Genomic DNA, 24,224 nt, shown 5'->3' on the forward strand with positions numbered 1-24,224 from the left:
GATCATATCTGTTCGCAACGGGCGATGTCTAAACAGCCGGACGGCGTTCCAGGTTCTTCTCGGCTTTGGTTTTCGCGCCAAAGCGCGCCGACAGACGCGCAAAAATCAAATAGATGATCGGCGTGGTGTAAAGGGTCAGCGCCTGCGACACGATGAGGCCGCCGATGATTGTCACCCCGAGCGGTCGATGAAGATCGGCACCGGGCCCGGTTGCCAGCACCAGCGGCAGCGCGCCCATGAAGGCGGCAAGCGTCGTCATCATGATCGGCCGAAACCGCCGCAGGCAGGCTTCATGAATGGCATCCTCGGGTGACATGCCATGCTGACGCTCCGCCTCCAACGCGAAATCTACCAGCATGATCCCGTTTTTCTTGACAATGCCGATCAACAGGATGATGCCGATAAAGGCGACGATGGTCAGTTCCGTGCCGCTGATCCACAATGCCAGCAACGCGCCCAGCCCCGCCGAAGGCAGCGTGGAAATGATCGTCAGGGGATGAATGAGGCTCTCATAGAGAATGCCCAGCACGATATAAACGGCCAGAAGAGCGGCGAGAATGAGCAACGGCTGGCCGCCAGAGGAACTCGATGCATTGGCGGCGTCACCGGCAAATTCGGCATGCAGGGTATCGGGCAGATGCATGCCAGCAACGGCAGCCTTGACCGCATCATTGGCCTCGGACAGCGTGGTATCCGGCCCGATATTATAGGAAATCGTTACCGCCGGAAATTGTCCCTGATGATTGACCCCAATGGGTGCCAATGTCCGCTCAATCCTGGCAAAAGCACTGAGCGGCACCTGCGTACCACTATTTCCAGGCACATAGATCTTCAACACATGTTCCGGGTCCTTGGCGAAATCCAGATAGGTTTCAAGGATGACACGGTATTGGTTACGCTCTCCATAGACGATGGTCACCTGACGCTGGGCAAAGGCATTGTTGAGCGCCGCATCGACCGCCGTCATCTTGACGCCGAGACGAGACGAAGCGGTCCGGTCAACGACGACATTGGCCTGGAGCCCGCTCGGTTGACGGTCGCTATTGACATCGGTCAGCAGGGGTTCCTGCCGCAACCTGGCGAGAATGCGCGGTGCCCAGGCGACCAGTTCATCGTAATCGGCATCCCAAAGCGTGAATTGAAATTCCGAATCCGATGTCCGCGCCCCGACCCGGATATCGCTTGGCGAAAAGAACGATGTATCGAGGCCGGGAATGACGGCAACCGCACGGCGCAGCCGCTCGATCACCACGTCCGTTGCCTCTCGTTCATCAGGCGCTTTTAGCGCGATCAACATCTGGCCGCGATTGGCTGTTCCCAAAAAACCACCGCCAACGGAGGCACCGATGCTCTGTACCGCCGGATCGCGCTCTACGATGGCCAAAGCCCGCTTTTGCAACGCCAGCATGGCCGGATAGGATATGTCGCTGGCAGCCTGGCTATTGCCCATCACGAAGCCGGTATCGTCGCGCGGCATAAAACCCTTTGGCACTTTGGCATAAAGAAAACCGGTCAGCACGATGCAGGCAATGGTGATGACCACCGCAAGGACACGGTGATGCAGAACGCTCTTCAACGTGCGATCATAAAAGGCAACGGTCCGCTCCAGGCTGTGTTCTATGGCCCGGTCGAAACGCCCCTGCCGGGCATCGAGATCCCGCGCCCTGATCCGGTGACCGCAAATCATCGGCGTTAAGGTCAGGGAGACCACGGTCGATACAGCGATGGTGAAGGCAAGCGTCAGGGAGAAGGTCAGGAAGAATTTGCCGACAATGCCGCCCATGAAAAACAAGGGAATGAAGGCGGCCATCAATGAAATACTGATGGCGATCACCGTAAAACCGATCTGCCGGGCGCCCGCGTGGGCCGCCTCAAGCGGCTTCATGCCTTTTTCGATATTGGCGTAAATCGTCTCGATCATCACAATCGCGTCGTCCACCACGAAGCCGCTGGCCACCGCCAGCGCCATCAATGACAGATTGTCGATGGACAGCCCCGTCAACCACATGGCGGCAAACGCGCCTGCAAACGACAATGGCACAGTTAAACCTGCGGCCAGCGTCGGCACCAAGCGGCGCAGAAACACGAAGACGACAGCCATGACCAGCGCTACCGTCGCCAGCAGGGTAAACTGCATGTCCTCAACGCTGGCATGAATCGTCTTGGTGCGGTCATTGAGGATATCGATTTCGATACCGGCGGGAATGAGTTGTTTGACCTCGGGGATGAGTGCCTTCACCGCATCGACCGTGGACATCACATTGGCATCCGCCGCCTTGGTAATATTGAGAAGAACGGCGGGCTTGCCATTGAACCAGGCATCGGAACGGCGGTTGCGCACGCCGGGCTCCACGGTGGCGATATCGGCCAGCCGGACGGCGATGCCATCGGAGGCATGAATGACAAGCTGGCCGTAATCTTCAGGCGTAATCAATTGCGCATTGACCGACAGCGCATAGAAAGCCTGGCTTCCATCAATGGCACCAATCGGCGCAAGCGCATTGCCATTGACGATGGCGGTGCGCACATCATCCGCCGAAAGCCCGATGGCTGCCAGCCGGTCCGGGTTGAGCCGGACGCGAACCGCGGGCTGGTCGGCACCGCTGACCGAGACGTCGCCAACCCCTTCCACCTGCGAAATCCGCTGCACGACGACGCTATCGGCGGCATCGTATATGGCACTGGCGGGAATGGTATCGGAGGTCAGCGCCAGTGTCAGGATTGGCGATGCGGCAGGATTGGCCTTGCGCATGGACGGAAGCGACGGCAGGTCACTCGGCAAATCGCCAACAGCGGCATTGATTGCCGCCTGCACATCTTGGGCGGCACTATCGACATTGCGGGAAAGGTCGAATTGCAAAAAGATATTGGTCGTGCCGAGCCCGCTGGTCGAGGTCATTTCGGTCACACCGGCAATCGCACCGAGATGGCGCTCCAGCGGTGCTGCAACGCTGGAGGCCATGCTTTCCGGATCGGCACCGGGGCGGCTGGCTGTCACCCTTATAGTGGGAAGATCGACGGCAGGCAGGCTTGCGACCGGCAGGAACCGGTAGGCGACCAGCCCAAGCATCATCAGGCCGATGGCCAGCAAAGTGGTGCCGACCGGACGGCTGATGAACAGGCTTGAGATATTCATACCGGGCCTCCGTTCTCGGACGCAGCACGCTTTCCCTGCATCCTGGCGCGCACTCCATCCAGCGCCAGATAGATGACCGGCGTGGTATAGAGCGTCAGCAACTGGCTGAGCAGCAGACCGCCGATGATCGAGATGCCGAGCGGGATTCGCAGTTCCGCGCCGGTTCCCTGGGCAAGCGCCAGCGGCAGCGCCCCGAACAGGGCAGCCAGCGTGGTCATCATGATGGGCCGAAAGCGCATGACGGCGGCCTTGATGATGGCATCGCGGGCGCTAAGCCCCTCCTTGCGCTCCGCGTCCAGCGCGAAATCGATCATCATGATCGCGTTTTTCTTGACGATACCCATCAGCAGAACAATGCCGATCAAGGCGATAATCGACAGATCCTGACCAAACAGCATCAGCGCCACCAGCGCCCCGACACCCGCCGAAGGCAGTGTGGACAGAATGGTGATCGGGTGGATCGTGCTTTCATACAGCAGACCCAGCACGATATAGATGGTGATGATCGCCGCCAGAATCAGCCAGGGCTCGCCTGCCAGCGAGCGGTCGAATTCCTCGGTATCGCCGCTATAATGCCGCTGAATGGAGGCGGGCATGCTGATGTCACGTTCGGCACTCTTGATGGCGGCAATTGCCTCGCTCAGCGATGCGTACCGGGCCAGATCGAAGCTGATGGTGACGGCGGGGAATTGATCGTCGCGGCTGATCACCAGCGGTGCCGTGGTAAACTTGACCGATGCGACCGCATTCAGCGGCACGATGGCACCGCTCGTGCCTTTGACATACAGTTTTTCCAGGGATTTCGGATCGCCCTGAAAGCGCTGCGCCGCCTCCAGAATGACGCGGTACTGGTTCGCCTGCCCGTAGATGGTGCTGATCTGGCGCTGGCCGAAAGCATCGTAGAGCGTATCGTTGATCGCCTGCATGGAGACGCCAAGGCGGGCTGCGGTCTCACGATTGACGGTGATCGCCAGCCGCCCGCCGCCCATTTCCACTTCGGATGTGACATCGATCAGCAACGGGTTCTGCTGTAGCCGCCGGGCCAGCCGGTCGGCCCAATCGGCCACAGTCGCGGTATTGGTGCCGGTCAGGGTATATTGATAGGGTGCACGACTGGCCCGCGTGCTGATGGAAATATCGCGAATGCTCTGAAAGGTCGGATGGATACCAGGAATATCGGCAACGGAGGCCCGCAGCCGGTCGATCAAATCCGTCGCCGAGATGTCTCGCTGGTCGAGCGGCTTCAGCACGATACTGTAGCTTGCCGTGTTCAGCGTCAGGTTGGAGGCGCTGGTGCCGATCACCGCAATGACGCTTTGCACCGCCGGATCGGCGCGGAGCCGGTTGCCGACAAGGGACTGGGTCTGCTTCATCGCATCGAACGAGCTGGTCGGCTCGGTTTCCACGACGGCAGAAATCAGCCCGGTATCCTGCACCGGCAGGAAGCCCTTGGGGATGGTGACGTAAAGCAGGCCGGTGATGACAAGCGTGATCCCCGTCAGCACCAGCATCAGCCAGCCGCGATTGACAGCCCAGACCACACTGCGCCGGTAGCCTTCGTTCATCCAGTCCATGCCGCGGTCCACCATGCCGAGCACGCCGGAATTACGCTCCTTGGGGGCTCGCAGAATGCGCGCGCACATCATCGGCGTCAGCGTCAGCGAAATCACCGCCGAGACCACGACGGCAATGGTCAGTGTCAGGGCAAATTCGCGGAACATCCGCCCGACGATGCCGGTCATGAACAGCAGCGGAATGAAGACCGCGATCAGCGAGGCTGTCAGCGAAATGATGGTGAAGCCGATTTCGCCCGCCCCCTTCAGGGCGGCCTGCATCGGATGTTCGCCCTCCTCGATGTGACGGGCGATATTTTCAATCATCACGATGGCATCGTCGACCACGAAGCCGGTGCCGATGGTGAGCGCCATCAGCGACAGATTGTCGAGGCTGAAGCCGGCAAAATACATGATGCCGAAGGTGGCGATCAGCGACAGCGGCAGGGCGACAGCGGCAATGATCGTCGCCGTCAGCGTGCGCAGAAACAGAAACACCACGAGAATGACCAGCCCGACGCTGAGCGCCAGCGTCCATTGCACATCGTGAATGGAGGCGCGGATGGTGTCCGTCCTGTCGTTGACGATATCGAGCGAGACCCCGGCGGGAAGCGCCTGCTTGAGGCGCGGCAGCTGTTTTCGGACATCCTCAACGGTCTGGATGACATTGGCACCGGGCTGGCGCATGATATCGACGACGACAGCCGGATGGCCCTGATACCAGGCACCGACGCGGCTGTTTTCCAGCCCTTCAACGACATCGGCGACATCGCGCAACCGGACAGGCGCGCTATTGCTGTAGGTGACGATGGTGTCGCGGTAGATTTCCGGGTCCTGGATCTGGTCATTGGCCGAGAGTGTGAAGGATTGATAGGTGCCGTCCACTGCCCCCTTGGCACCGGAAACATTGGCATTGGTAATCGCGGTGCGCAGATCCTCCAGCGACATCCCATAGGAGGCAAGCCGCGTCAGATCCGCCTGGATGCGGATGGCGGGCCGCACGCCGCCCTGAACGCGCACATCGCCAACGCCGGAAACTTCGCTCAGCCGCTGCGCCATGATCGTATCGGCGAAGTCGCTGAGATCGCGAATCGGATAGCTATCGGAATGCAGGGCCAGCGTGATGGTCGGCGTATCCGCCGGGTTCACTTTTGCATAGGTCGGCGGATAAGGCAGCGTTTTCGGCAGGCTGCCGCTGGCCGAATTGATCGCCGCCTGCACGTCCTGCGCAGCACCATCGATATCCCGGTCGAGGTTGAATTGTAGCGTCACCTGGCTGATGCCGAAGGCGCTGGAAGAGGTCATCGAAGCCAGTGCCGGGATCTGCCCAAGCGGCCGCTCCAGCGGCGCTGTCACCAGGGCCGCCATGGTCTCGGGGTCAGCGCCCGGCAATTGCGTGGTGACGCGGATCGTCGGAAAATCCACCTGCGGCAGCGGTGCTACGGGCAGCGAGGCATATCCCAGCAATCCCCCCAGCAGGATGGCGATCCCCAGCAGCGAGGTGGCGACGGGGCGCGCAATGAAGGGTGTCGAGATGCTCATTTCGCGGCGTCAGCCGGTGGGGTTGCGGGTGCGCCGATGTCTTTTTGTTCTCCTGAAGCAGGTGCTGGTTTGCCGTCCGGCCCAGCCGGAGGTTTTTCACCTCCATTTTTCTGCGAGGCTGGGTCATGGGCGTTTGGCCGGGCCTGGCCATTGTTACGGTTGCCGCCATGGCGTTGACGCGGCTTGTTATCATCCAGCGGTACGGCCATGTTGGCCGGATCGGCCTCCTGCGGCGTCGAAACCCGCACCAGCGCGCCATCCTGTAGCCGGGCGAAACCGGTCGTCACCACAGTCTCTCCGGCGCTAACCCCTTTGGCGATCACCGCCATCTGGTCGTCCTGCATGTCAACCGTGACCGCCTGGATCTTCACCGTCTGGTTCGGTTGAACAATATAGACGTAGGTTCCTGCAGGACCGCGCTGGATGGCCGCCGAGGGAACCGTCAGCACATTGTTCTTTGTCTCAACGAGAAGCCGGGCATTGACGAAAGCGCCAGGCCAGAGCTTTAAGTCTTCATTGGGGAATTCAGCCCGCAAGCGGACAGTGCCTGTGGTAGTATCCACCTGGTTATCGACTACCGTCAGCGTGCCGTTGGCAACGACCGTCTTGCCGTCATCGCCGAGGGCATCGACCGAAAGAGCGCCCCTGGCATTGGCGGTATTGACGCGGGCCAGATCCTGCTGCGGAATGGAAAACACGATGGTAATTGGCTTGATCTGAGACAGGGTGACGATGCCGGTCGTATCACCGGTCGAGACGATATTGCCGACATCGACATTGCGAATGCCGGTTCGTCCATCCATCGGTGCCTTGATCACGGTATAATCCAACTGGGCCTGAGCCGCCTCAATGGCTGCCTGGTCGGACTGGACCTGCGCTTTGTATTGCGCAACCAGCGCCACCTGATTGTCCAATTGCTGCTGGGTGGTGGCGGAATTACCGATCAGGCGCTGCAAACGCTCCATTTCCAGAATGGCGTAGGTCAGTTGGGCCGAGTCCTGGGCCTTCTTGCCAATCGCTTCATCCAGCTGCGCCTTATAAAGTGCGTCATCCAGCGTGGCGATCAACTCACCTTTCTTCAGGTCCTGCCCCTCCTGAAAGCCGATCTTCGTGATCCGCCCACTGACTTGCGGCTGGATAACAACAGTGTTCAACGGTTTGACGCTGCCGACGCCGGTCACGTAAACGGGTACATTCGTCTGGTTCACCGGAGAGGCTACAACGGGAATGGCGAGATCGCGGCCCCGCTGCCGGTCGGCCTGGGGCTTACCCAGCCAGCCTGCGGTGATCGCGGCAAATTGCGGTTGGCGGGCAGCATAAACCAATCCGGCCCCCACAAGCACCAGGCCGACCAGGGCGATCTTCGTCATTCTCTTCATAGGTTTCGCTCACGCATTCTTCATGGCCCGTCATGGATGGTCCTTCGGGGATAGTCCATCCGGCAGCAATCCTGTCTTTTCCCACAGAAGAACAGAACCGGCTTCATAGCACTCGCTCATCAAACTGTCTTACGGGATAAAGACAAGCCAATCACATCTTTGAAAAGACGGGTTTATCGAGGACCTCATTCCAAATTTTGCAAAAACGGCAATGGGTTGAAAACGCCAAAGCCCGGAAGAGACTTCCGGGCTTTGGACCTGCTACAAATTTCGGGCAATCAAGCGGCAATTCCCCAATCGCTGCAATTGCTGTGGGCAAACATCCGTTCGAGATTGAGAAAACAGATCATGCTCGCGCCCTGCACAATGATGCCATCGGAAAAATCCGTTCCGGTGCTGGTGGCTTGCGGTACGGGTTGCAGGCTGTCCGCGGGAACCGTCAAGATGTCGGACACGGCGTCGACAAGCAGGCCTACGACCGCACTGTCCACTTCCGCAACGATGATGGCGCTGCGCTCATTGGCCACCATGCCCTGCATTCCCAATTTGACCGCGAGATCGACGATGGGAATGACCGTGCCGCGCAGGTTTATCACCCCGATGACCTCAGCAGGGGCATGCGGCAAGGAGGTGGCCGGTGCCCAGCCGCGAATTTCGCGGATGGACGTGGTCTTGACGCAGAATTCCTGTCCATGCAGCCTGAAGGCCAGGATTTCAAGCGCATCCGCCTGGCTGGTCGACGCCGTCCGCATCAAAATTCCTCCCAGTTATCGGCCTTGGCCGCAGTCTGGAGACCCATGGCGCGGGCCACCTGCCCCACCATTCGCCGGGCCGGAGACGCAACCGGGCGGTGCTGTTCATGCGCAGCAGCCGGCTTTTTGGATGTCCAGCCAGCAGCCGAAGAGGCAGGCATGGTCTGGGAGCCGTCGAGGTGGAATTGCGAAATCAATTGACGCAACCGGCCCGCTTCCGATGCCAGCGAAGAGCTGGCTGCCGTCGATTGCTCGACCATGGCGGCATTCTGCTGGGTCACCTGGTCCATCTGGTTGACGGCGGTGTTGACTTCGGCAAGACCGACCGATTGTTCGCGTGACGACAGGGCAATGGCATCAAGCTGGCTGTTGATGGTAACGACATGCGCTTCGATGGCCTTGAGTGCCTCACCGGTCGCCCGCACCAGTGTCACACCATTGCTGACTTCGCCGGCAGAATTGCGGATCAACTCTTTGATTTCCTTGGCGGCACCGGCAGAGCGCTGGGCAAGTTCGCGCACTTCCTGGGCCACGACCGCAAAGCCCTTACCAGCCTCCCCGGCGCGCGCTGCTTCCACACCCGCATTCAAAGCGAGAAGATTGGTCTGGAAAGCAATTTCGTCGATGACGCCAATGATGTTGGAGATCTGGTTGGACGATTGCTCGATCCGCTGCATGGCATCGACAGCGTTGGAGACGACAATGCCGGATTCGCGGGCCGACTGGTTGGCCTCGATCGCCACATGCCGGGCTTCTTCGGCGCGCTTGGAGGAATTGGCGACATTGGTGGTGATCTGGTCGAGGGCGGCGGCGGTTTCCTCCAGCGATGCGGCCTGCTGTTCGGTACGTTTCGACAGATCTTCGGCAGCCTGGCTGATTTCGCGTGAACCGCTATCGATAGAGCTGGTGGCATTAGCAACCGCACCCAGCGTATCGGACAATTGTGCAACGGCAGCATTGAAGTCATTGCGAAGCGCTTCGAACTCGGTGGCGAACGGCTGGCTCAAACGGAAGCCGAGATCGCCATTCGACAGTCGCTTCAGGCCATCGGCCAGACCAGACGTCGCCTCTGCCATTTCTTCCGCACGCTTGCGGTCCATTTCTGCAACGCGAGTCCGTTCCGCCTCGCTGGAATTGCGCACGCTTTCTGCTTCCCGTTCCAGTTCCCGGGCACGCAGGCCGTTATCTTTGAACACTTGCACGGCCTTGGCCATCCCGCCGACTTCGTCACGGCGCTCGGTTCCCGCAACATCCACAGAGAGATCGCCACCGGCCAGAGTTTCCATCGTTGCCGCAACCTTGCGGATCGGCAGGACAAGCCACGAGCGGATTGCGAAGAAGCCGATGGTCAGGACGATTGCCAGACCGGCTACGATGCTGGCCACCGTGACCATAGCGGCATGGCTTGAGGTCACGGATAATGCATCGCTTTTCTGATCGGTGGCATTGTTCAAATCATCCACCAACTGCACGTTTTTTGGCGTAATAACGCGAAACGCCGCCTGACACTCATTGATAAAGGCGGCTTGCGCGAGCGCCACGCCCTCTGGCGAATTGCTGGCATTGCCAAGAGCAATGGTATTGGCACAGGTATTGTCGATGATGCGCAGACTTTCCGTCTTGGCATCGGCAACATCACGGCGCTGCGGAACCGCGGCAATGGCAATGTCCATGAATTTTACGAAAGCGGCCCGCGAGGATTGAAGGTCCTGTTGAGAACCGGCTTTCTCTTTGTCGGAGCGAGCAATCGTCAGTTCCGCAATTGCCGAGCGTGCACCCTGCAAGGCCCGGTTGGCGCGCGATATCGCTGTCGCAGCGGCAGTATCCTGAGATATGAGGTCGCTATAGGATGTGTCGATATCCATAATGCGCGTTCCAGCATAGCCAGCAACGCCCAGTGCAAACACACCGAACAGCGCCATTATAGTTAAGAATTTACCAATGATTGGCAGGTTTTTCATCGCAGAAATCCAGTTTTGTTTCGTTTCTGGCGCGATAATTCGCCATGACCGATCTGGTTCCTGCGCAGTTGGGCCTATACTTAATGATGTATGTATAAAATTGGGACATCGCTGTTATCGAAATAGTGTACTCCATTATTTTCACTCGCTGATCGGGAAATACATGAATTTCGAAATTTTCGAAACAAATAAAAACCTGAAATAAAATGTATTTCTTTTTTTAATTTTGCAGAAAAATGCAATAAAAATATAGAATTACAAATATATAAATCAAAAAATCAAGGCAGCCTTGATGCAATGGAGCTGCGCTCGATAAGCTCTGTCATCAGAATGACATGCCGAGCCGGGTGGCTAGCGCCTTTTATTCTTTCCATCAAATGGGCTGCTACGGTTTTTCCCATATGATAGACCGGCTGGCGGATAACGGTGATCGGCGGAGAGGTCACAGCAGTCCAATCCGCATCGTGAAAAGCGATCAGCGAAAGATCCTGCGGGATCGACAGGCCGAGATGCCGGGCGACCTTGAAGACCTCCAGAGCAATAAGACTATCCGAGGCGATGATGGCACTTGGCCGGTGCGCCGATTGCAGCAGATCAAGCGCCAGCGCCTCACATTTTTCCCGGCCATTCGCGCCGAGACGCACGGCCTGCAGGGGCGCAGGCAGTCCTGCGGCAGTGCAAACAGCAATAAAACCTTCAACACGATGCCGGACCGATGCCGTATGAAGATCGTCGAGACTCTTCATCCGATGGTCCGGTGTATCGCAGGCGGTGATATAGGCGATCTCACGATGGCCATTGCGAATGAGGATTTCCGTTGCCTGTTGGGCCGCCTCACGGTCATCCGTTGTCACCGTGTCGACATCCAGGACAGGAAGGGCGCGGTCAAGCAGCACCAGCGGACAACCCGATTGCCGGATTTCTTGCAGGTGTTCGAAATCCAGCGTGCTTGCAGCCGAGATAATCAAACCATCGACCCGCTTTGCCAGCAAAGCCCTGACAGCAGCCTTTTCCGCCGCAACGTCTTCGCCGGAATTGGTGAGGATGACAGTATAACCTGCCATGCGGGCCACATCGGCAATGCCGCGTACGGCTGAGCTGAAAAACGGATTTTCAATATCCCCGACCACAACACCAATGGTGCCGGATCGGCCCGTTGTCATGCTACGGGCCAGCTCATTGGGCCGGTAGTCCAATGTGGCCGCAGCCTCCAGAACCAGCGTCCGCACCTTGTCGCTGACGGTGCCATAGCCGCCCAAAACGCGCGCGGCAGTAGCCTTGGAAACGCCTGCGGCTCTGGCCACATCGGCAACGGTGGCGGATGATTTCCTGTTCGCGGGTTGTTCCATGACATTAGCTCTATAAGGGATATTGACGGACGGTCAATGCGAATATAACAATTGTCAAACCGAAAGAGACCGGTCTCTTTAACATAGAGACCGGTCTCATATCCAATAACAAGAAAACGGCATGCGACAAGCATTTGCCGAATGAATGGTTGCCGCCATTCATTCGGATGGGAAACCGCGCGCGTCATCACAAGGCCAGCACGGGAAAGAAAAACAATCACCAGAGCGGAGAACAACGACAATGAGTATAACCAAAGCAATTTCACAGAAGGCGCGCGGCGCGGTCATCGCGGCGGCTCTTGCCTGTGCCGGATTGATGGCGCAGCAGGCCGTTGCAGCCGACAATCCCTACGGGTTGATTGACCCGAAGGTCATCAGTGTCGGCACCATGGGCGATTCCAAGCCCTATACATTCATCACCTCCGATGGCCAGTTTACCGGCTTTGACATTGAACTCTTTCTCAATGTTGCCGAGCGCATGGGCTTCAAGAAAGATCAGGTTGTCTTTACCGGTCAGGAATTTTCGGCCCTGATGCCGTCTGTTGCCAATGGCCGGTTTGATGTGGCTGTGGCGGCCATTGGCACGACAGACGCACGAAAGAAAACCGTTGATTTCTCCGATGGCTATCTAGCCGGTTATCTCTCAGTGCTGACCCCGGATGCGAAGATTACCGATGCCGCGGGCCTGAAGGGCAAGCGCCTGGGCGTGGTGCAAGGCACGTTGCAGGAAATCTATGCGACCAAGAATTTCAAGGACACCGATCTCGTCAAATTCCCCGACAACAACTCCGCCGTCTCGGCCCTGAACAATGGCACGGTCGATGCCCATTTCCTCGATTATGAGGCTGCCAAGGACTATACGGATCGTTTCAAGGCACTGAAAATCGCCGTCAACATTCCAAGCTTCGATGCGCCTGCGGGTTTCGTGATCCGCAAGGGCAATGATGGGCTGCGCGAGGCCTTCAACAAGGGCCTGCACGCTGCCATGCAAGACGGCACATGGAAGAAGCTCTACGAAAAATGGTTCCCCGGCTCGCCAATGCCTGCCGACTATCTTCCCAAGCCTTGATGTGACTGCACCCGGTTGGCTGTGAGCACCAACCGGGTCGCCACTGGGCAATTGACCATAACCGGGAAGGACTTTTGAATGGAATGGCTTGAAACACTGCGTCGCAGTTTTCTCGACTGGGACGCGATGGCCGAAGTCTTGCCTGCCATGATCACGGTCGGCTTGAAGAATACGCTTATCCTCGCCTTCGCCTCCACCGTGATTGGCGTGGTCATTGGCATGGTCCTCGCCATTATGGGTATTTCGCGCTCGCCGTGGCTGCGCATTCCGGCGCGGCTTTATACCGACATCTTTCGTGGCCTGCCTGCGATTGTCACGATTTTGCTGATCGGTCAGGGTTTTGCCCGCATTGCTCGCGAAATCTGGGGGCCATCACCCTATCCGCTGGGCATTCTGGCACTGAGCCTGATTGCCGGGGCCTATATTGGCGAAATCTTCCGCTCCGGTATTCAGAGTGTCGATCGGGGCCAGCTGGAAGCCTGCCGGGCGTTGAGCATGAGCTATGGCCAAGGCATGCGGCTGATTATTGTGCCGCAGGGCGTGCGGCGGGTATTGCCCGCGCTGGTCAATCAGTTCATCGGCAATGTGAAGGATTCCAGCCTCGTCTATTTTCTCGGTCTCTTGGCATCCGAGCGCGAAATTTTCCGCGTTGGGCAAGATCAGGCTGTTGTCACGGGCAATCTCTCGCCGCTGTTGCTGGCGGGCATGTTCTATCTTGTCATCACCGTGCCCCTAACCCATCTGGTCAACACCATCGATGCCCGGCTGCGGCTTGGCAAAAAGCCAGCTGCCGAGGCGATCAGTGGTCTTGCCGAAGTGAGCGAACTGGCGAAGGCTGTGGATGGTGCGAATGCGCCGACGAAGGAAATCACCTTCACCGGCGGGAGTCTGGATGTGCGTGAACTGACCATGGCCTACGGCACGCTGGATGTGCTGAAGGGCGTTGATCTCACCGTCAAACCCGGCACCGTCACCTGCATCATTGGCCCCTCCGGCTCTGGCAAATCGACGCTGTTGCGCTGCCTCAACCGCTTGGTTGAGCCAAAGGGCGGCGATGTTCTGCTGGACGGTGCCAGCATTCTGACAATGAAACCCGAAAAACTGCGCCGCAAGGTTGGCATGGTGTTCCAGCACTTCAACCTGTTTCCCGATCATTCGGCGCTCGACAATGTCATGCTGTCGCTGACCAAGATCAAAGGTATGTCACGGCAGGAAGCCGAGCGGATCGCGCTGGCAAGATTGCGTGATGTCGGGCTGGAAAGCCGCAAACATCACCGTCCCGGTGGTTTGTCTGGTGGGCAGCAACAGCGGGTGGCCATTGCCCGTGCGCTGGCGATGGAGCCGGAGGTTATCCTGTTCGATGAAGTCACCTCGGCGCTTGATCCGGAATTGGTGAAAGGCGTGCTGAACCTGATGGCCAATCTGGGTGAGCGCGGCATGACCATGGTGGTTGTGACCCACGAAATGGGCTTTGCCCGCCGCGTCGCTGATCAGGTGATTTTCATGGATGAGGGCAAGGTGGTGGAAGCAGGCTCACCCGAAGCCATTTTTGACCACCCTCAGAGTGCGCGGTTGAAGCACTTTTTGGCGGAGGTTTTGTGAGTGATAAATAGAAGGCAGAAACAAGCATGAAAAAACTCAGATGGGGTGTGCTGGGAGCCGCCAATATTGCCATGAAGACCGTTATCCCGGCCATTCAAGCGGGAGAGACCGGCGTTGTTGCGGCAATTGCGTCGCGCTCACTGGCAAAAGCGCAGAGCGTAGCGGCTGACCTTGGCATTGCCAAAGCCTATGGCAGCTATGAGGAATTGCTCCGCGATCCCGATATCGATGCGATCTATAATCCGCTGCCCAATCACCTGCATATGCCGATGACGTTGGAAGCTATCCGCCACGGCAAGCCAGTGCTGTGTGAAAAGCCAATTGCCCTGACGGCAGAGGAAGCAGAGCAGATTGCTTCAGCATCCAGCACTTCCGGTGTGCTGGTCGCAGAGGCCTTCATGGTGCGCCATCATCCGCAATGGCTGAAGGTGCGCGATCTGGTGAAAGCCGGGCGAATTGGCGAGGTGCGGAGCATCCAGACGATCTTCTCCTATTATCTCGATGATCCAACCAATGTGCGCAACCAGAAAGATATTGGCGGCGGCGGACTTTATGATGTCGGCTGTTACGCCATCAATACCGCCCGCTTTGTGTTTGATGGTGAGCCAGAGCGTGTGATTGGCCTGTTTGATCAGGATGAGACATTCCAGACGGACAGGATGATGAGTGGCCTGGCGGAATTCTCCGCGGGTCGCCACCTCACGTTTACCTGCGCCACGCAGTTGTCCTTATGCCAGAAGGTCACGGTGCTCGGCACCAAAGGCCGCATAGAAATTGCCATTCCCTTCAATGCACCAACCGATGCGCCCACCACCATCACCATCGATGATGGCCGTGACCTGACCGGTGGCGGCTGTGAAGTGATCGAGATCAGCGCTGCCAATCAATATGGCCTGCAATGCGATGCTTTTGCCCGCGCGGTGCTGGCGGGTGAGCCTTTGTCATCCGGGCTAGGCGATGCCGTGGCCAATATGAAGGTCATCGATGCGTTTTTCCGCTCGGCCAAGAGCAATGGCTGGGAACAGCCGTGAACCAATTCACATCATCATGATTGAAGACTGAGAGAAAACCATGTCGAAAAACAAGATATCAAGCGCTGTCATTATCGGCGGCGGCATTTTTGGAACGTCCACGGCGGTTCAACTTGTCCGCAAGGGTGTCAATGTCACCCTGATCAATGACGGACCGGTCGCCAATGGCGCGTCCGGGCGTTCCCTGTCCTGGCTCAATTCCTCGCGGATGCGCTCTGATGCTTATCATCGCCTGCGCATGGCGGGCATTGATCGTTACCGCACATTGGCTGAACGGTTTCCGGGTGTCGATTGGCTGTCCTTCAAAGGCGGACTGACATGGGACGCCGACGACGCCAACAATGAGATTGATGCAGCCTATGACCATGAGGTCAAGCTGGCCTATGATGCCGTGCATCTGGCCGCAGACGAGGTCAAGGCTGTGACGCCTGGCGTCGATGCGGACGTGGTCACACCACAGGGCGCTATTTTCAACGCGGCCGAGGGTTGGGTGGATTTGCCCGCCCTGATCAAAATTCTCGTCGATGAATTTAAGGAGCGCGGCGGCACGCTGGTGACAGATGCCGGGGTGGCCAGCGTGATAATTGAAAACGGTCGCGCCGTTGGTGCTCGCGCAGCAAACGGTGCGACCTATCCTGCCGATGCGGTCCTAGTGGCAACGGGACCGTCCGTTCCCAAAATGGCCGCTGATGTCGGCCAGAAAATCGACGACGGCACACCGATTTCGCTGTTGGTCACAACAAAGCCTCTCGACCTTCCCTTGACAGCCGTGCTGAACACACCCCGCATCGCTATTCGCCCCGGCCCCAACAACAGTTTTGCATTGGATTCGGCATGGTCCGAGGAAGAAGTCGGTACTTTGGCGGATGGCAGCTATCAGGTGAAGCAGGAAACGCTGGATGGCCTGTTGACGGAAGCCTCCAAGGTACTGGAAGGCAATCCGAAGCTCGAACTGGCCAGCTATGGCGTCGGCCGCAAACCCATTCCCGGCGACGGTGAACCGGTCCTTGGCGAACTTGCAGCCATTCCAGGCTATTTCGTTGCCTTCAGCCATAGCGGCGCAACACTGGGCCTGATTGTCGGCGAACTTCTCGCCTATGAAATCGCCAGTGGCGAACGCCATCCGATGCTGGCCACGTTCCGGCCTGAGCGCTTCGCCTGACGCGAACGTCACGCCGCCGGTCCAAACCGGCGGCGGATGTCTTTGGCTGAGACTGTCAGCGCGTCACATATTTGCGCCACGGATGCTCTTCCTTGAAGCCGAGAACCTCGCGGGCCTTTCGGTTGGAAATGGGCGCCTCATTCTCACCCATCTCCCGTAGCACCGGCGTATCAGGGCAATATTTGGCAAGAAATTCACGGGTCGGCAGATCGGCGGTGATCGTGTCGTTGACGGCATTGAACACCTGAAAGCCGAGGCCGTCCTTTTCGATGCACAAATGGACGATTTCGCCGAGGTCGCGGGCGTCGATATAACTCCAGGCATTGCGCTTGCGCGACATGGGGTTGTCGAGATAGCCAGGGAAATTGGCATAGTCATGCGGCTCGATCACATTGCCAATCCGCAGCGCATAGATATCGGCCTTGTAACGCATGGCAAAAGCCCGGGCGGTCTTTTCATTGACCACCTTGGACAGACCGTAGCTGTCCATTGGGTCGCTGTCATAGTCTTCTTCAAGCGGAAAGCTATGGAAATCCTTGTCGCCTTCGGCAAAACAGACACCATAGGTGGTTTCGCTCGAAGCGATGATCACCTTGCGCACGCCAAGCTTCATGGCTGCCTCGATGACATTATAAGTGCCGACGACATTGGCCGAAAAGGTGGAATTGTCAGGCTCGATCATCACCCGGGGAATGGCAGCGAAATGCACGACGGCGTCGGGCGCAGATGGCGGGGCGCCGTGGTCATATCCATCAAAACCGAAATGCGTCGTCAGCGCGTTGAACACCTGGCCGCTATCGGTGATATCAGTGATCAGCGTATTGACGCCAGGGCAATCGAGCGGCTTCAGATCAAGGTTGAGGATCGAATATCCCTTGGCTTGCAGATGCGCAACGGCATGGCGTCCAGCCTTGCCGGTGCCGCCCGTAAAGACGATACGTTTGTTCATAATCTCTCTCCCTTATTTTCGGACGCGGATGTGTCCCACACAGATGTGTCAGGACAACGATCTCCCGGCGTTTTCGGCGCACACGTTTATGCGCTCGTCGCCGGTGCGGCAATGCAGGCCAGACGAACCGTGGAGACCAGTTGTTCGGCCCCATAGGGCTTGGTGAGCACACGAGCATCCGCTTCATCGCGCACGCAAGACGCATCACCCGTGGCAAAGACAATCCCTGCCGCTGGCCGGATCTGCCTTGTTTTTGCAGCAAGATCCCGCCCCGACATGCCCGGAAGGTTGACATCCGTCACCAGCACATCGATTGCCAGCGTTTCGAGCGCGGCCATCGCCTGCTCTGCGCTGCCGACATCGATGACCACGAAACCGGCATCCTGAAGAATTTCCGCCGTATCCATCCGGATCAGCGCGTCATCTTCAACCAGAAGAACCGTCAACGGCGACGTTATATCAGGTGCAGCCACAGCCGGTTTCGGATCGGCGATCCTGCCTGTTAAGCGTTGACGCTGATTGGCCAGAACATGCCGGAATTTCCGTGCCAGCGCCTCTTTCGTATAGGGCTTGGACAAAAGCTCGACGCCTGCATCCAGCTTGCCGCCATGCACGATGGAGTTCTCGGTATAGCCTGACGTGAACAGCACAGCGATATTGGGCAGGCGCTCGCGGGCCTTGCGGGCCAGTTCCGGGCTTTTTAGGGTACCCGGCATGATGACATCGGTAAACAGGATGTCGATGGGGATGCCGCTTTCGATGACGCTCAAGGCGCTGGCGGCATCCACCGCCTTCAACACCCGGTAGCCGAGATCGGCCAAGAGCGCCACGACCGTTTCTCGAACAGCCTCATCGTCCTCCACCACCAGCACAGTCTCGCTGCCGCCGGTGATCGGCCCGGTATCGACGGCAATTTCCACGTCCTCGGCCTGCAGGGCGCGTGGCAGATAAAGCCGGATCGTCGTTCCCTGGCCAATTTCCGAATAGATTTTCACATGGCCGCCGGACTGTTTGACAAAGCCATAGACCATAGACAGGCCAAGGCCGGAGCCCTTGCCTTCTGCCTTGGTGGAGAAAAACGGTTCGAACACCTTGTCGATGATCTCAGGCGCGATCCCTGACCCAGTATCGCTGACGGCCAGCATGACATATTGACCGGCAGAGACCTCGTCATGGGTCATGGCGTAAGCGTCATCCAGATGTACATTGGCAAGCTCGATGGTCAACATGCCGACCCCATCCATGGCATCGCGGGCATTGATCGCCAGATTGAGAAGGGCGTTTTCAATCTGTGCCGGATCGATGAACGTATTCCACAATTGCCCTGGAAACACCGTTTCCACCTGGATTGCCTCGCCGACGGCCCGCCGCAGCATGTCATCCATCGCCTGGATGAAGCGGCTGATATTGACGACCTTCGGCTCCAGCGCCTGGCGCCGGCCAAAGGCCAGCAATTGGCTGGCAAGCTTTGAGCCGCGCGACACACCGGCCATGGCATTGGCAACCCGGGTTTCAGCGCGCTCATTGCCCGCCACATCTTTCGACAACAGTTGAAGATTGCCGGAAATCACCTGCAACAGGTTGTTGAAATCATGGGCGACGCCGCCAGTCAGCTTGCCGACCGTTTCCATTTTCTGCGCCTGCGCCAGCTTGGCTTCGGCCTGACGCCGTTCGCCGATTTCCGCAACGACGCGGGCTTCCAGTGTCTCATTCAGATTGCGCAATTGCTCTTCCGCCAGCTCGCGGTAGCGCACCTGCCGCGCCAGGGTCTCTGCCTGCTGACGCAAGGTCGCTTCGGCGGCCCGCTGGTGGGTAATATCGGTATGAACGCCAACCCATTCGATGATTTCACCCGCATTATCCAGAAGCGGCAGCGCCCGGATGGCAAACTGGCGCCAGACACCATCGGCCCGCCGGACACGGTGCTCATGGATAAACATGGTTTTACTGTCGACCGCCGCCCGCCAGGCGCCAATGGTGGCGGTAACATCGTCCGGATGGACGGCATCGGACCAGCCATAGCCCTGGTATTCGGCCATGGTCTGGCCGGTCAGCGCCGACCAGCCGGCCTGTTCTCCCTCCATCCGACCGTCCCGGCCATTGGTCCACAACACCCCGTGAACAGCGTCCATGGCGGTGCGAAACCGGCGATTGCTGATGATCAGGGCCGCTTCGCGCCGCGCATGCTCCTGCATGTCGATGCACAGGATATGAACCCCAGGGATAGAGCCATCCGCCTCGACATGCGGGATATAGCGTATTTCCAGCCGATGCTCCGCGCCGTTGCGAATAATTGTCGCTTCCGAGGTAAAGCTTTCACCCGCAAGGCCACGCTCAATAGAGGAGCGCCGGTTGGTATAGGACAAATCGCCAAGCAGTTCGCGCACATGACGCCCAACCACCCGTTCAGGCGCAATACCGAACCAGTCTTGATAGGTGGCATTGACGAAACGATAGACGTGATCCCGGTCGACATAGGAAATCAACATGGGCACGGCATCCGTAACCCGCCTCAACTCCGCCTCGCGCTCAGCCAGCCGCCTCTCTACCGACAGACGCGCGCTGTTATCGACAATCGTACACATCACGCCACCGACCTTGGCGTCGGCATCGTACACCGGAGTATAGAAAAGATCGAGAAACAGTCTTTCCGGTCCCGACCGGCGATTCAGCACAATCGGCTGATCCCGATACACCACCGTTTCGCCCCTGAAACCGGCTTCCAGAATACCACGGTTCCAATCCCAGACTTCCGGGAAGGCGGTGGCAACAGGCATGCCGAGCGCTATCGGGTGGCGATCCGCAGCAATGACACTATAGGCATCGTTATAAATCATGATGTGGTCTTTTCCCCACATCAATACAGTCGCAACCGGTGAATTGACCACATTGGCGACCGTCCCCCGCAATTCTCCCGACCATTGACAAACCGCCCCGAGGCTGGAATTGCGCCAATCCCGCCCCCGGATCAGATCGCCGCAATTGCCGCCACCTTTTGGCCATTCCACGTCTTCCATGCCCATATCTTGCCTGCCTACGGGCGAGGCCGCGTTGCGCAGCCCGTCAAGGGCTGCGCACACCATGTCGTTTGCGTTGGCGTAATCGCCGGACGCAAGGCTGGCATGAATGAAACCCTCGAGTTCGGGGGTGAGCGAAACGTTACGCAGGGGGCGACTGATCATAGGATTTCGTGACATGCTAAACTACCTCTGTCAATCAATGTCGTCCCGCCTGTTCAGGCTTTTCTCACCTGTCGTAAAGGAGGAGGAAATTTCGCTGTCAACCATGGTATTTTACCGCAAAACTCGCTTCGGTTTCGGGGAATTTTTGCCTTAGAATTTTCAGGCATTTTTTTGCTCTTCCCCCGCGTCCGACATCGCCTTATGTAGTCGTCAGACAACGTTGATAGCCCGGCACTCGTTGATAGAAAGCAAGCACGATGATCGCTCCAGCCCGCTGCGGTATCGCATTTTGACCGCCCCCTTGCTTGCAACGCTTGGCTGGTCGGAGTTTTTTGCAGACCAGATCGGCCCGGATGAATCGGCCCTGACGCCCTGGCGTATCGCCTCCGTTCACCGCGCCCGGGTCGAAGCGATCCATGCTGGCGGAAACGGTGATCTCGGACTGCCTCACCATAGCAATACCGCCGATTTCGCGGTGGGAGACTGGGTGCTTGCCAATCCGGTAACCGGGGAATTTGTCCGCCGGCTGGAGCGCAAGACCGTCTTGCAGCGGCGCACGGAAGGCCGCAACGGCCAACAGCTTGCCGCTGCCAATGTCGATACGCTGTTTATCGTCACGTCCTGCAATGCCGATTTCAATCCGGCCCGGCTGGAGCGCTATCTGGTCATGGCCAACCAGTCCGGCGCCAATCCGGTGCTGGTTTTGACCAAGGCCGATACGGTTGACGATGCTCAAAGGTTCGTTGATGAGGCAGCAGGACTGCAACGCGACCTGCCCGTGGTCACGGTCAATGCCCGCGCCCCGGATGCCGCAGCAGCGCTTGCGCCCTGGTGCGGCATCGGCGAGACAGTCGCCCTTGTTGGCTCGTCGGGGGTTGGAAAATCGACACTGGTCAACACTTTGGCGGGTTTGGAGACGGGAGCCGGTTCGGAAACGGGCCTGCCCCAGAAAACTGGCGGCATCCGCGAGCACGATGCCAAGGGACGTCATACCACGACGGCGCGATCTCTGCATGCCATCAGCGGTGGCGGCTGGGTCATCGACACGCCGGGAATTCGCACCCTCTATGTCAGCGACGTGACGGATGGGCTCGATACCTTGTTCAGCGAAATTACCGATCTTGCGCCGCAATGCCGTTTTCGCGACTGCACCCATGCCCATGAGCCCGGCTGCGCCGTGCAGGCGGCCATTGCCAAGGGCGAACTGGCACCTGAACGCCTGGATCGCTGGCGTATCCTTCTAACGGAAAGCCGCAAGAGGACGCCGGTGACAACCGGGCCACGTGGCAATAAAATCCCGCGCAAAGGAAAATAAGCCATTTCCGCGGTACCGGGACATGTAGAAATGGTCTATTGGCCCGCTTAAACGAATCTCAACATTGAAGTTCGCGACATTCATCGCCATATACAGCCCATCGGGGTAAAATACCGACCATGACCGCCACACTGCCGGTCTCTCGGTCCAGACGCCCACATTCTCCCTCTTCAGAATGTCACAGATTTCAACCCACACTCTGGCGCTGCGCCGGAGCAAGCAAGATCGGACACCCATCATGGCTGAGAAGAAAACCAACGAAACGACCGCGCAACAGCCTTACGAGCCTATTTCCTTTGCCAAGAAGCACCGGATATCGGTCGAGGATGCCCGCACCATTATCGAAAAACACGGCGCCGACCGCAAGAATGCCGATAAGGAAGGCCGTCGCGTCAGCGTCTGATACCAGCCAGGTGTCACCACGACGCTGGCATTATGACATTGGCATTTGGCCTGACGACCTCAAGCCCGCGACGCGGATTTGAGGTCGATGCCCTCAACCGTGCTGGGTCTCCGGCGCCACCACCAGGCTTGGCGGGGCCTGCACGTTAGCCTCGCCCCGCAGCCGCTTGCCGATATAATCCAGGGCGTTCTGCAAGCCATTCATGGTATAGGGCTTTTCAATAGCACCCACCGCACCGACGAAATCCGGCGGTATCCGCCGAAGATTGCCGGTGACGAAAACATAGGGAATACCCCGCTCAGTCAGATGCCGCCCGACCTCGATCCCGGTTGGTCCATCGAGAAGATGAACGTCGACAAAGGCGAAGTCCGGTTTTTCCCGGTCGATGATTTCAATAGCCTCAGCACGGCTCATCGCCTGTCCGACGACAGTGTGGCCAGCTGCCTCCACTTCCGCTTCAAGTTCAAGCGCAAGCAGGGTCTCGTCTTCGACGATCATGATGTCCAATTTTATGCTCCAGATCAGCTATCAACCATCAGGGTGACCCGCACGATGGTCTGGCGGCCCTCAGTCTTGCGTTCAAGTTTGGCATCGACCTGCCGAATGCAGGTTTCCAGCATCAGGCGCCCGAAGTCGTCATCCTCACTATTGACCGGCACCGGATCAGCGGTATCGCGCACTTCAATCACGAAATGACCGTTTGGCCGGTTGACGGTCAGGTGGATTTCGCCGCCGCCATCGCTCAAGCCACGACGCACCGCATCGCCGATCAACTCATTGACAATCAGCGCCAGTGGCGACGCTTTCACGGCGGGAACGAAGACCGGGGAAAGATCCATGGTGATATTGATATCGCCCCGTTTCAGCGCGTTGACAATGTCAATCACCAGTTCGCGGGCAAAATCCGCCACATCGAAGCGCCCGACATCGCTCGAGGTAAACAGCTTTCTCTGTACCGTGCTCAGCGCTTCGACGCGGTTAAGCACAGAGCGCAAGGTATGGCGCACCGTATCGTCCCTGGTCATCCGCGCCTGCAACTTGACGATGGAGGCAATCGTCAGGAGATTGTTCTTGACGCGGTGATCGACCTCATGGACGAGCGTGGTTTTTGCCTCCAGAGCATCGACAAGATCCTGCGTACGCTGGGCGACCGCTGCTTCCGCCTGCGATTTTGCCGAGGCCAGCTGCACTTCCTTGCTTTTGACATCGGTAAAATCGAGTTGCGAGGCAAAGAAATAAATCACTTCGCCCTGGATATCGCGCACTGGGCTGATGAACAATGCATTCCAGAACGTCGTGCCGTCCTTACGGTAGTTCAGAATATTGACCGATACGTCCCGCTCGGCCTCTATCGCCTTGCGGATCTGCAACACAGCTTTCGGGTCGCTGTCAGGGCCTTGCAGGAAGCGGCAATTTTTGCCGATCAGATCGTCGGAAGCATAGCCCGTCAGCTCGCAAAAGGCATTATTGGCAAAGATGATCGGATTGTCGGCCTGCCTGGGATCGGTAATGATCATCGGCATGCGGGTCGCCTTGAAGGCGGCGGCAAATGGATCTTCCGATGCATGCTCTGCCAGAAGTCTGCGCCCGGCGGCCTCGGCACCGCGTCTAGCTGAGCTGTCGGTCATAAAACTTCCTGTTGTCGTTAGGAACTCGAAACGAGAAGAAATCCTATATGTTCCATCTGTTAAAAATAAAATTGATGTTCGGACATCGCAGAAAGCACCGCAAAAGGACCTGCATTTCCAATCTTGCAAATTCTATAAAAAATGCCCAGATAATGCCCTTATAAACCAGTGAATCTCCAGCCCAGCGGGCAAACGTCATGGAAAGTTTACC

General features: G+C 58.1%; 16 protein-coding genes. 6 read left to right on the top strand and 10 right to left on the bottom strand.

All coding sequences use genetic code 11. From position 1 onward, the window contains the following. Window positions 1-28 precede the first annotated feature (28 nt). The 6 genes from IEI95_RS04705 to IEI95_RS04730 all read right to left on the bottom strand — a co-directional run bounded on the left by IEI95_RS04705 (window position 29) and on the right by IEI95_RS04730 (window position 11,672). Window positions 29-3,136: an efflux RND transporter permease subunit gene (locus IEI95_RS04705; RefSeq protein WP_194416047.1), complete on the bottom strand. Its 3,108-nt coding sequence runs from the start codon at window positions 3,134-3,136 to the stop codon at window positions 29-31. Beyond that, window positions 3,133-6,231 carry an efflux RND transporter permease subunit gene (locus IEI95_RS04710; RefSeq protein ID WP_194416048.1) on the bottom strand — a complete coding sequence of 1,033 codons (3,099 nt, stop codon included), beginning with the start codon at window positions 6,229-6,231 and terminating at the stop codon, window positions 3,133-3,135. The genes IEI95_RS04705 and IEI95_RS04710 overlap by 4 nt, the downstream gene beginning before the upstream one ends. Beyond that, window positions 6,228-7,601 carry an efflux RND transporter periplasmic adaptor subunit gene (locus IEI95_RS04715; protein WP_234890986.1) on the bottom strand — a complete coding sequence of 458 codons (1,374 nt, stop codon included), beginning with the start codon at window positions 7,599-7,601 and terminating at the stop codon, window positions 6,228-6,230. The genes IEI95_RS04710 and IEI95_RS04715 overlap by 4 nt, the downstream gene beginning before the upstream one ends. 287 nt (window positions 7,602-7,888) lie before the next feature. Then, a complete protein-coding gene (locus IEI95_RS04720; RefSeq protein WP_012653898.1) occupies window positions 7,889-8,362 on the bottom strand; it encodes a chemotaxis protein CheW in 474 nt (157 codons plus the stop codon). Next, entirely contained in the window at window positions 8,362-10,323 is a 1,962-nt protein-coding gene (locus IEI95_RS04725; RefSeq protein WP_156532701.1) for a methyl-accepting chemotaxis protein, read from the bottom strand. The genes IEI95_RS04720 and IEI95_RS04725 overlap by 1 nt, the downstream gene beginning before the upstream one ends. 278 nt (window positions 10,324-10,601) lie before the next feature. Beyond that, the gene (locus IEI95_RS04730) at window positions 10,602-11,672 is read right to left on the bottom strand and encodes a LacI family DNA-binding transcriptional regulator (protein ID WP_156532700.1); all 1,071 of its coding nucleotides are present in this window, start codon (window positions 11,670-11,672) and stop codon (window positions 10,602-10,604) included. Between the two features lie 316 nt (window positions 11,673-11,988). Between IEI95_RS04730 and IEI95_RS04735 the strand changes: the two genes are divergently transcribed. The 4 genes from IEI95_RS04735 to IEI95_RS04750 all read left to right on the top strand — a co-directional run bounded on the left by IEI95_RS04735 (window position 11,989) and on the right by IEI95_RS04750 (window position 16,536). Then, a complete protein-coding gene (locus IEI95_RS04735) occupies window positions 11,989-12,741 on the top strand; it encodes an ABC transporter substrate-binding protein (protein ID WP_234890991.1) in 753 nt (250 codons plus the stop codon). Window positions 12,742-12,819: 78 nt separating this feature from the next. After that, on the top strand, window positions 12,820-14,343 hold the full coding sequence (locus tag IEI95_RS29570) for an amino acid ABC transporter permease/ATP-binding protein (protein ID WP_156532698.1): 1,524 nt from the start codon (window positions 12,820-12,822) through the stop codon (window positions 14,341-14,343). A 26-nt stretch (window positions 14,344-14,369) separates the two neighbouring features. Then, entirely contained in the window at window positions 14,370-15,374 is a 1,005-nt protein-coding gene (locus IEI95_RS04745) for a Gfo/Idh/MocA family protein (RefSeq protein WP_156532697.1), read from the top strand. A 40-nt stretch (window positions 15,375-15,414) separates the two neighbouring features. Continuing rightward, window positions 15,415-16,536, top strand: coding sequence for an NAD(P)/FAD-dependent oxidoreductase (locus IEI95_RS04750; protein ID WP_194416050.1), 1,122 nt, complete (start codon window positions 15,415-15,417; stop codon window positions 16,534-16,536). A gap of 55 nt (window positions 16,537-16,591) precedes the next feature. Here the strand turns inward: IEI95_RS04750 and IEI95_RS04755 are convergent, their stop codons facing one another. After that, entirely contained in the window at window positions 16,592-17,488 is an 897-nt protein-coding gene (locus tag IEI95_RS04755) for an NAD-dependent epimerase/dehydratase family protein (RefSeq protein WP_194416262.1), read from the bottom strand. A gap of 83 nt (window positions 17,489-17,571) precedes the next feature. Then, the gene (locus tag IEI95_RS04760; RefSeq protein WP_156532787.1) at window positions 17,572-20,508 is read right to left on the bottom strand and encodes a PAS domain-containing protein; all 2,937 of its coding nucleotides are present in this window, start codon (window positions 20,506-20,508) and stop codon (window positions 17,572-17,574) included. A 448-nt stretch (window positions 20,509-20,956) separates the two neighbouring features. Between IEI95_RS04760 and rsgA the strand changes: the two genes are divergently transcribed. Next, the gene (gene rsgA / locus IEI95_RS04765; protein ID WP_234890985.1) at window positions 20,957-21,982 is read left to right on the top strand and encodes a ribosome small subunit-dependent GTPase A; all 1,026 of its coding nucleotides are present in this window, start codon (window positions 20,957-20,959) and stop codon (window positions 21,980-21,982) included. Between the two features lie 238 nt (window positions 21,983-22,220). Further along, the gene (locus IEI95_RS04770) at window positions 22,221-22,385 is read left to right on the top strand and encodes a hypothetical protein (protein WP_171431094.1); all 165 of its coding nucleotides are present in this window, start codon (window positions 22,221-22,223) and stop codon (window positions 22,383-22,385) included. A gap of 93 nt (window positions 22,386-22,478) precedes the next feature. Here the strand turns inward: IEI95_RS04770 and IEI95_RS04775 are convergent, their stop codons facing one another. Continuing rightward, entirely contained in the window at window positions 22,479-22,892 is a 414-nt protein-coding gene (locus IEI95_RS04775; RefSeq protein ID WP_041698511.1) for a response regulator, read from the bottom strand. A gap of 14 nt (window positions 22,893-22,906) precedes the next feature. Further along, the gene (locus IEI95_RS04780; protein WP_041698508.1) at window positions 22,907-24,013 is read right to left on the bottom strand and encodes a PAS domain-containing protein; all 1,107 of its coding nucleotides are present in this window, start codon (window positions 24,011-24,013) and stop codon (window positions 22,907-22,909) included. Between the last annotated feature and the right edge of the window lie 211 nt (window positions 24,014-24,224).

The organism is Agrobacterium vitis, from assembly GCF_014926405.1.
GTDB classification, from domain to species: Bacteria; Pseudomonadota; Alphaproteobacteria; order Rhizobiales; family Rhizobiaceae; genus Allorhizobium; species Allorhizobium vitis_H.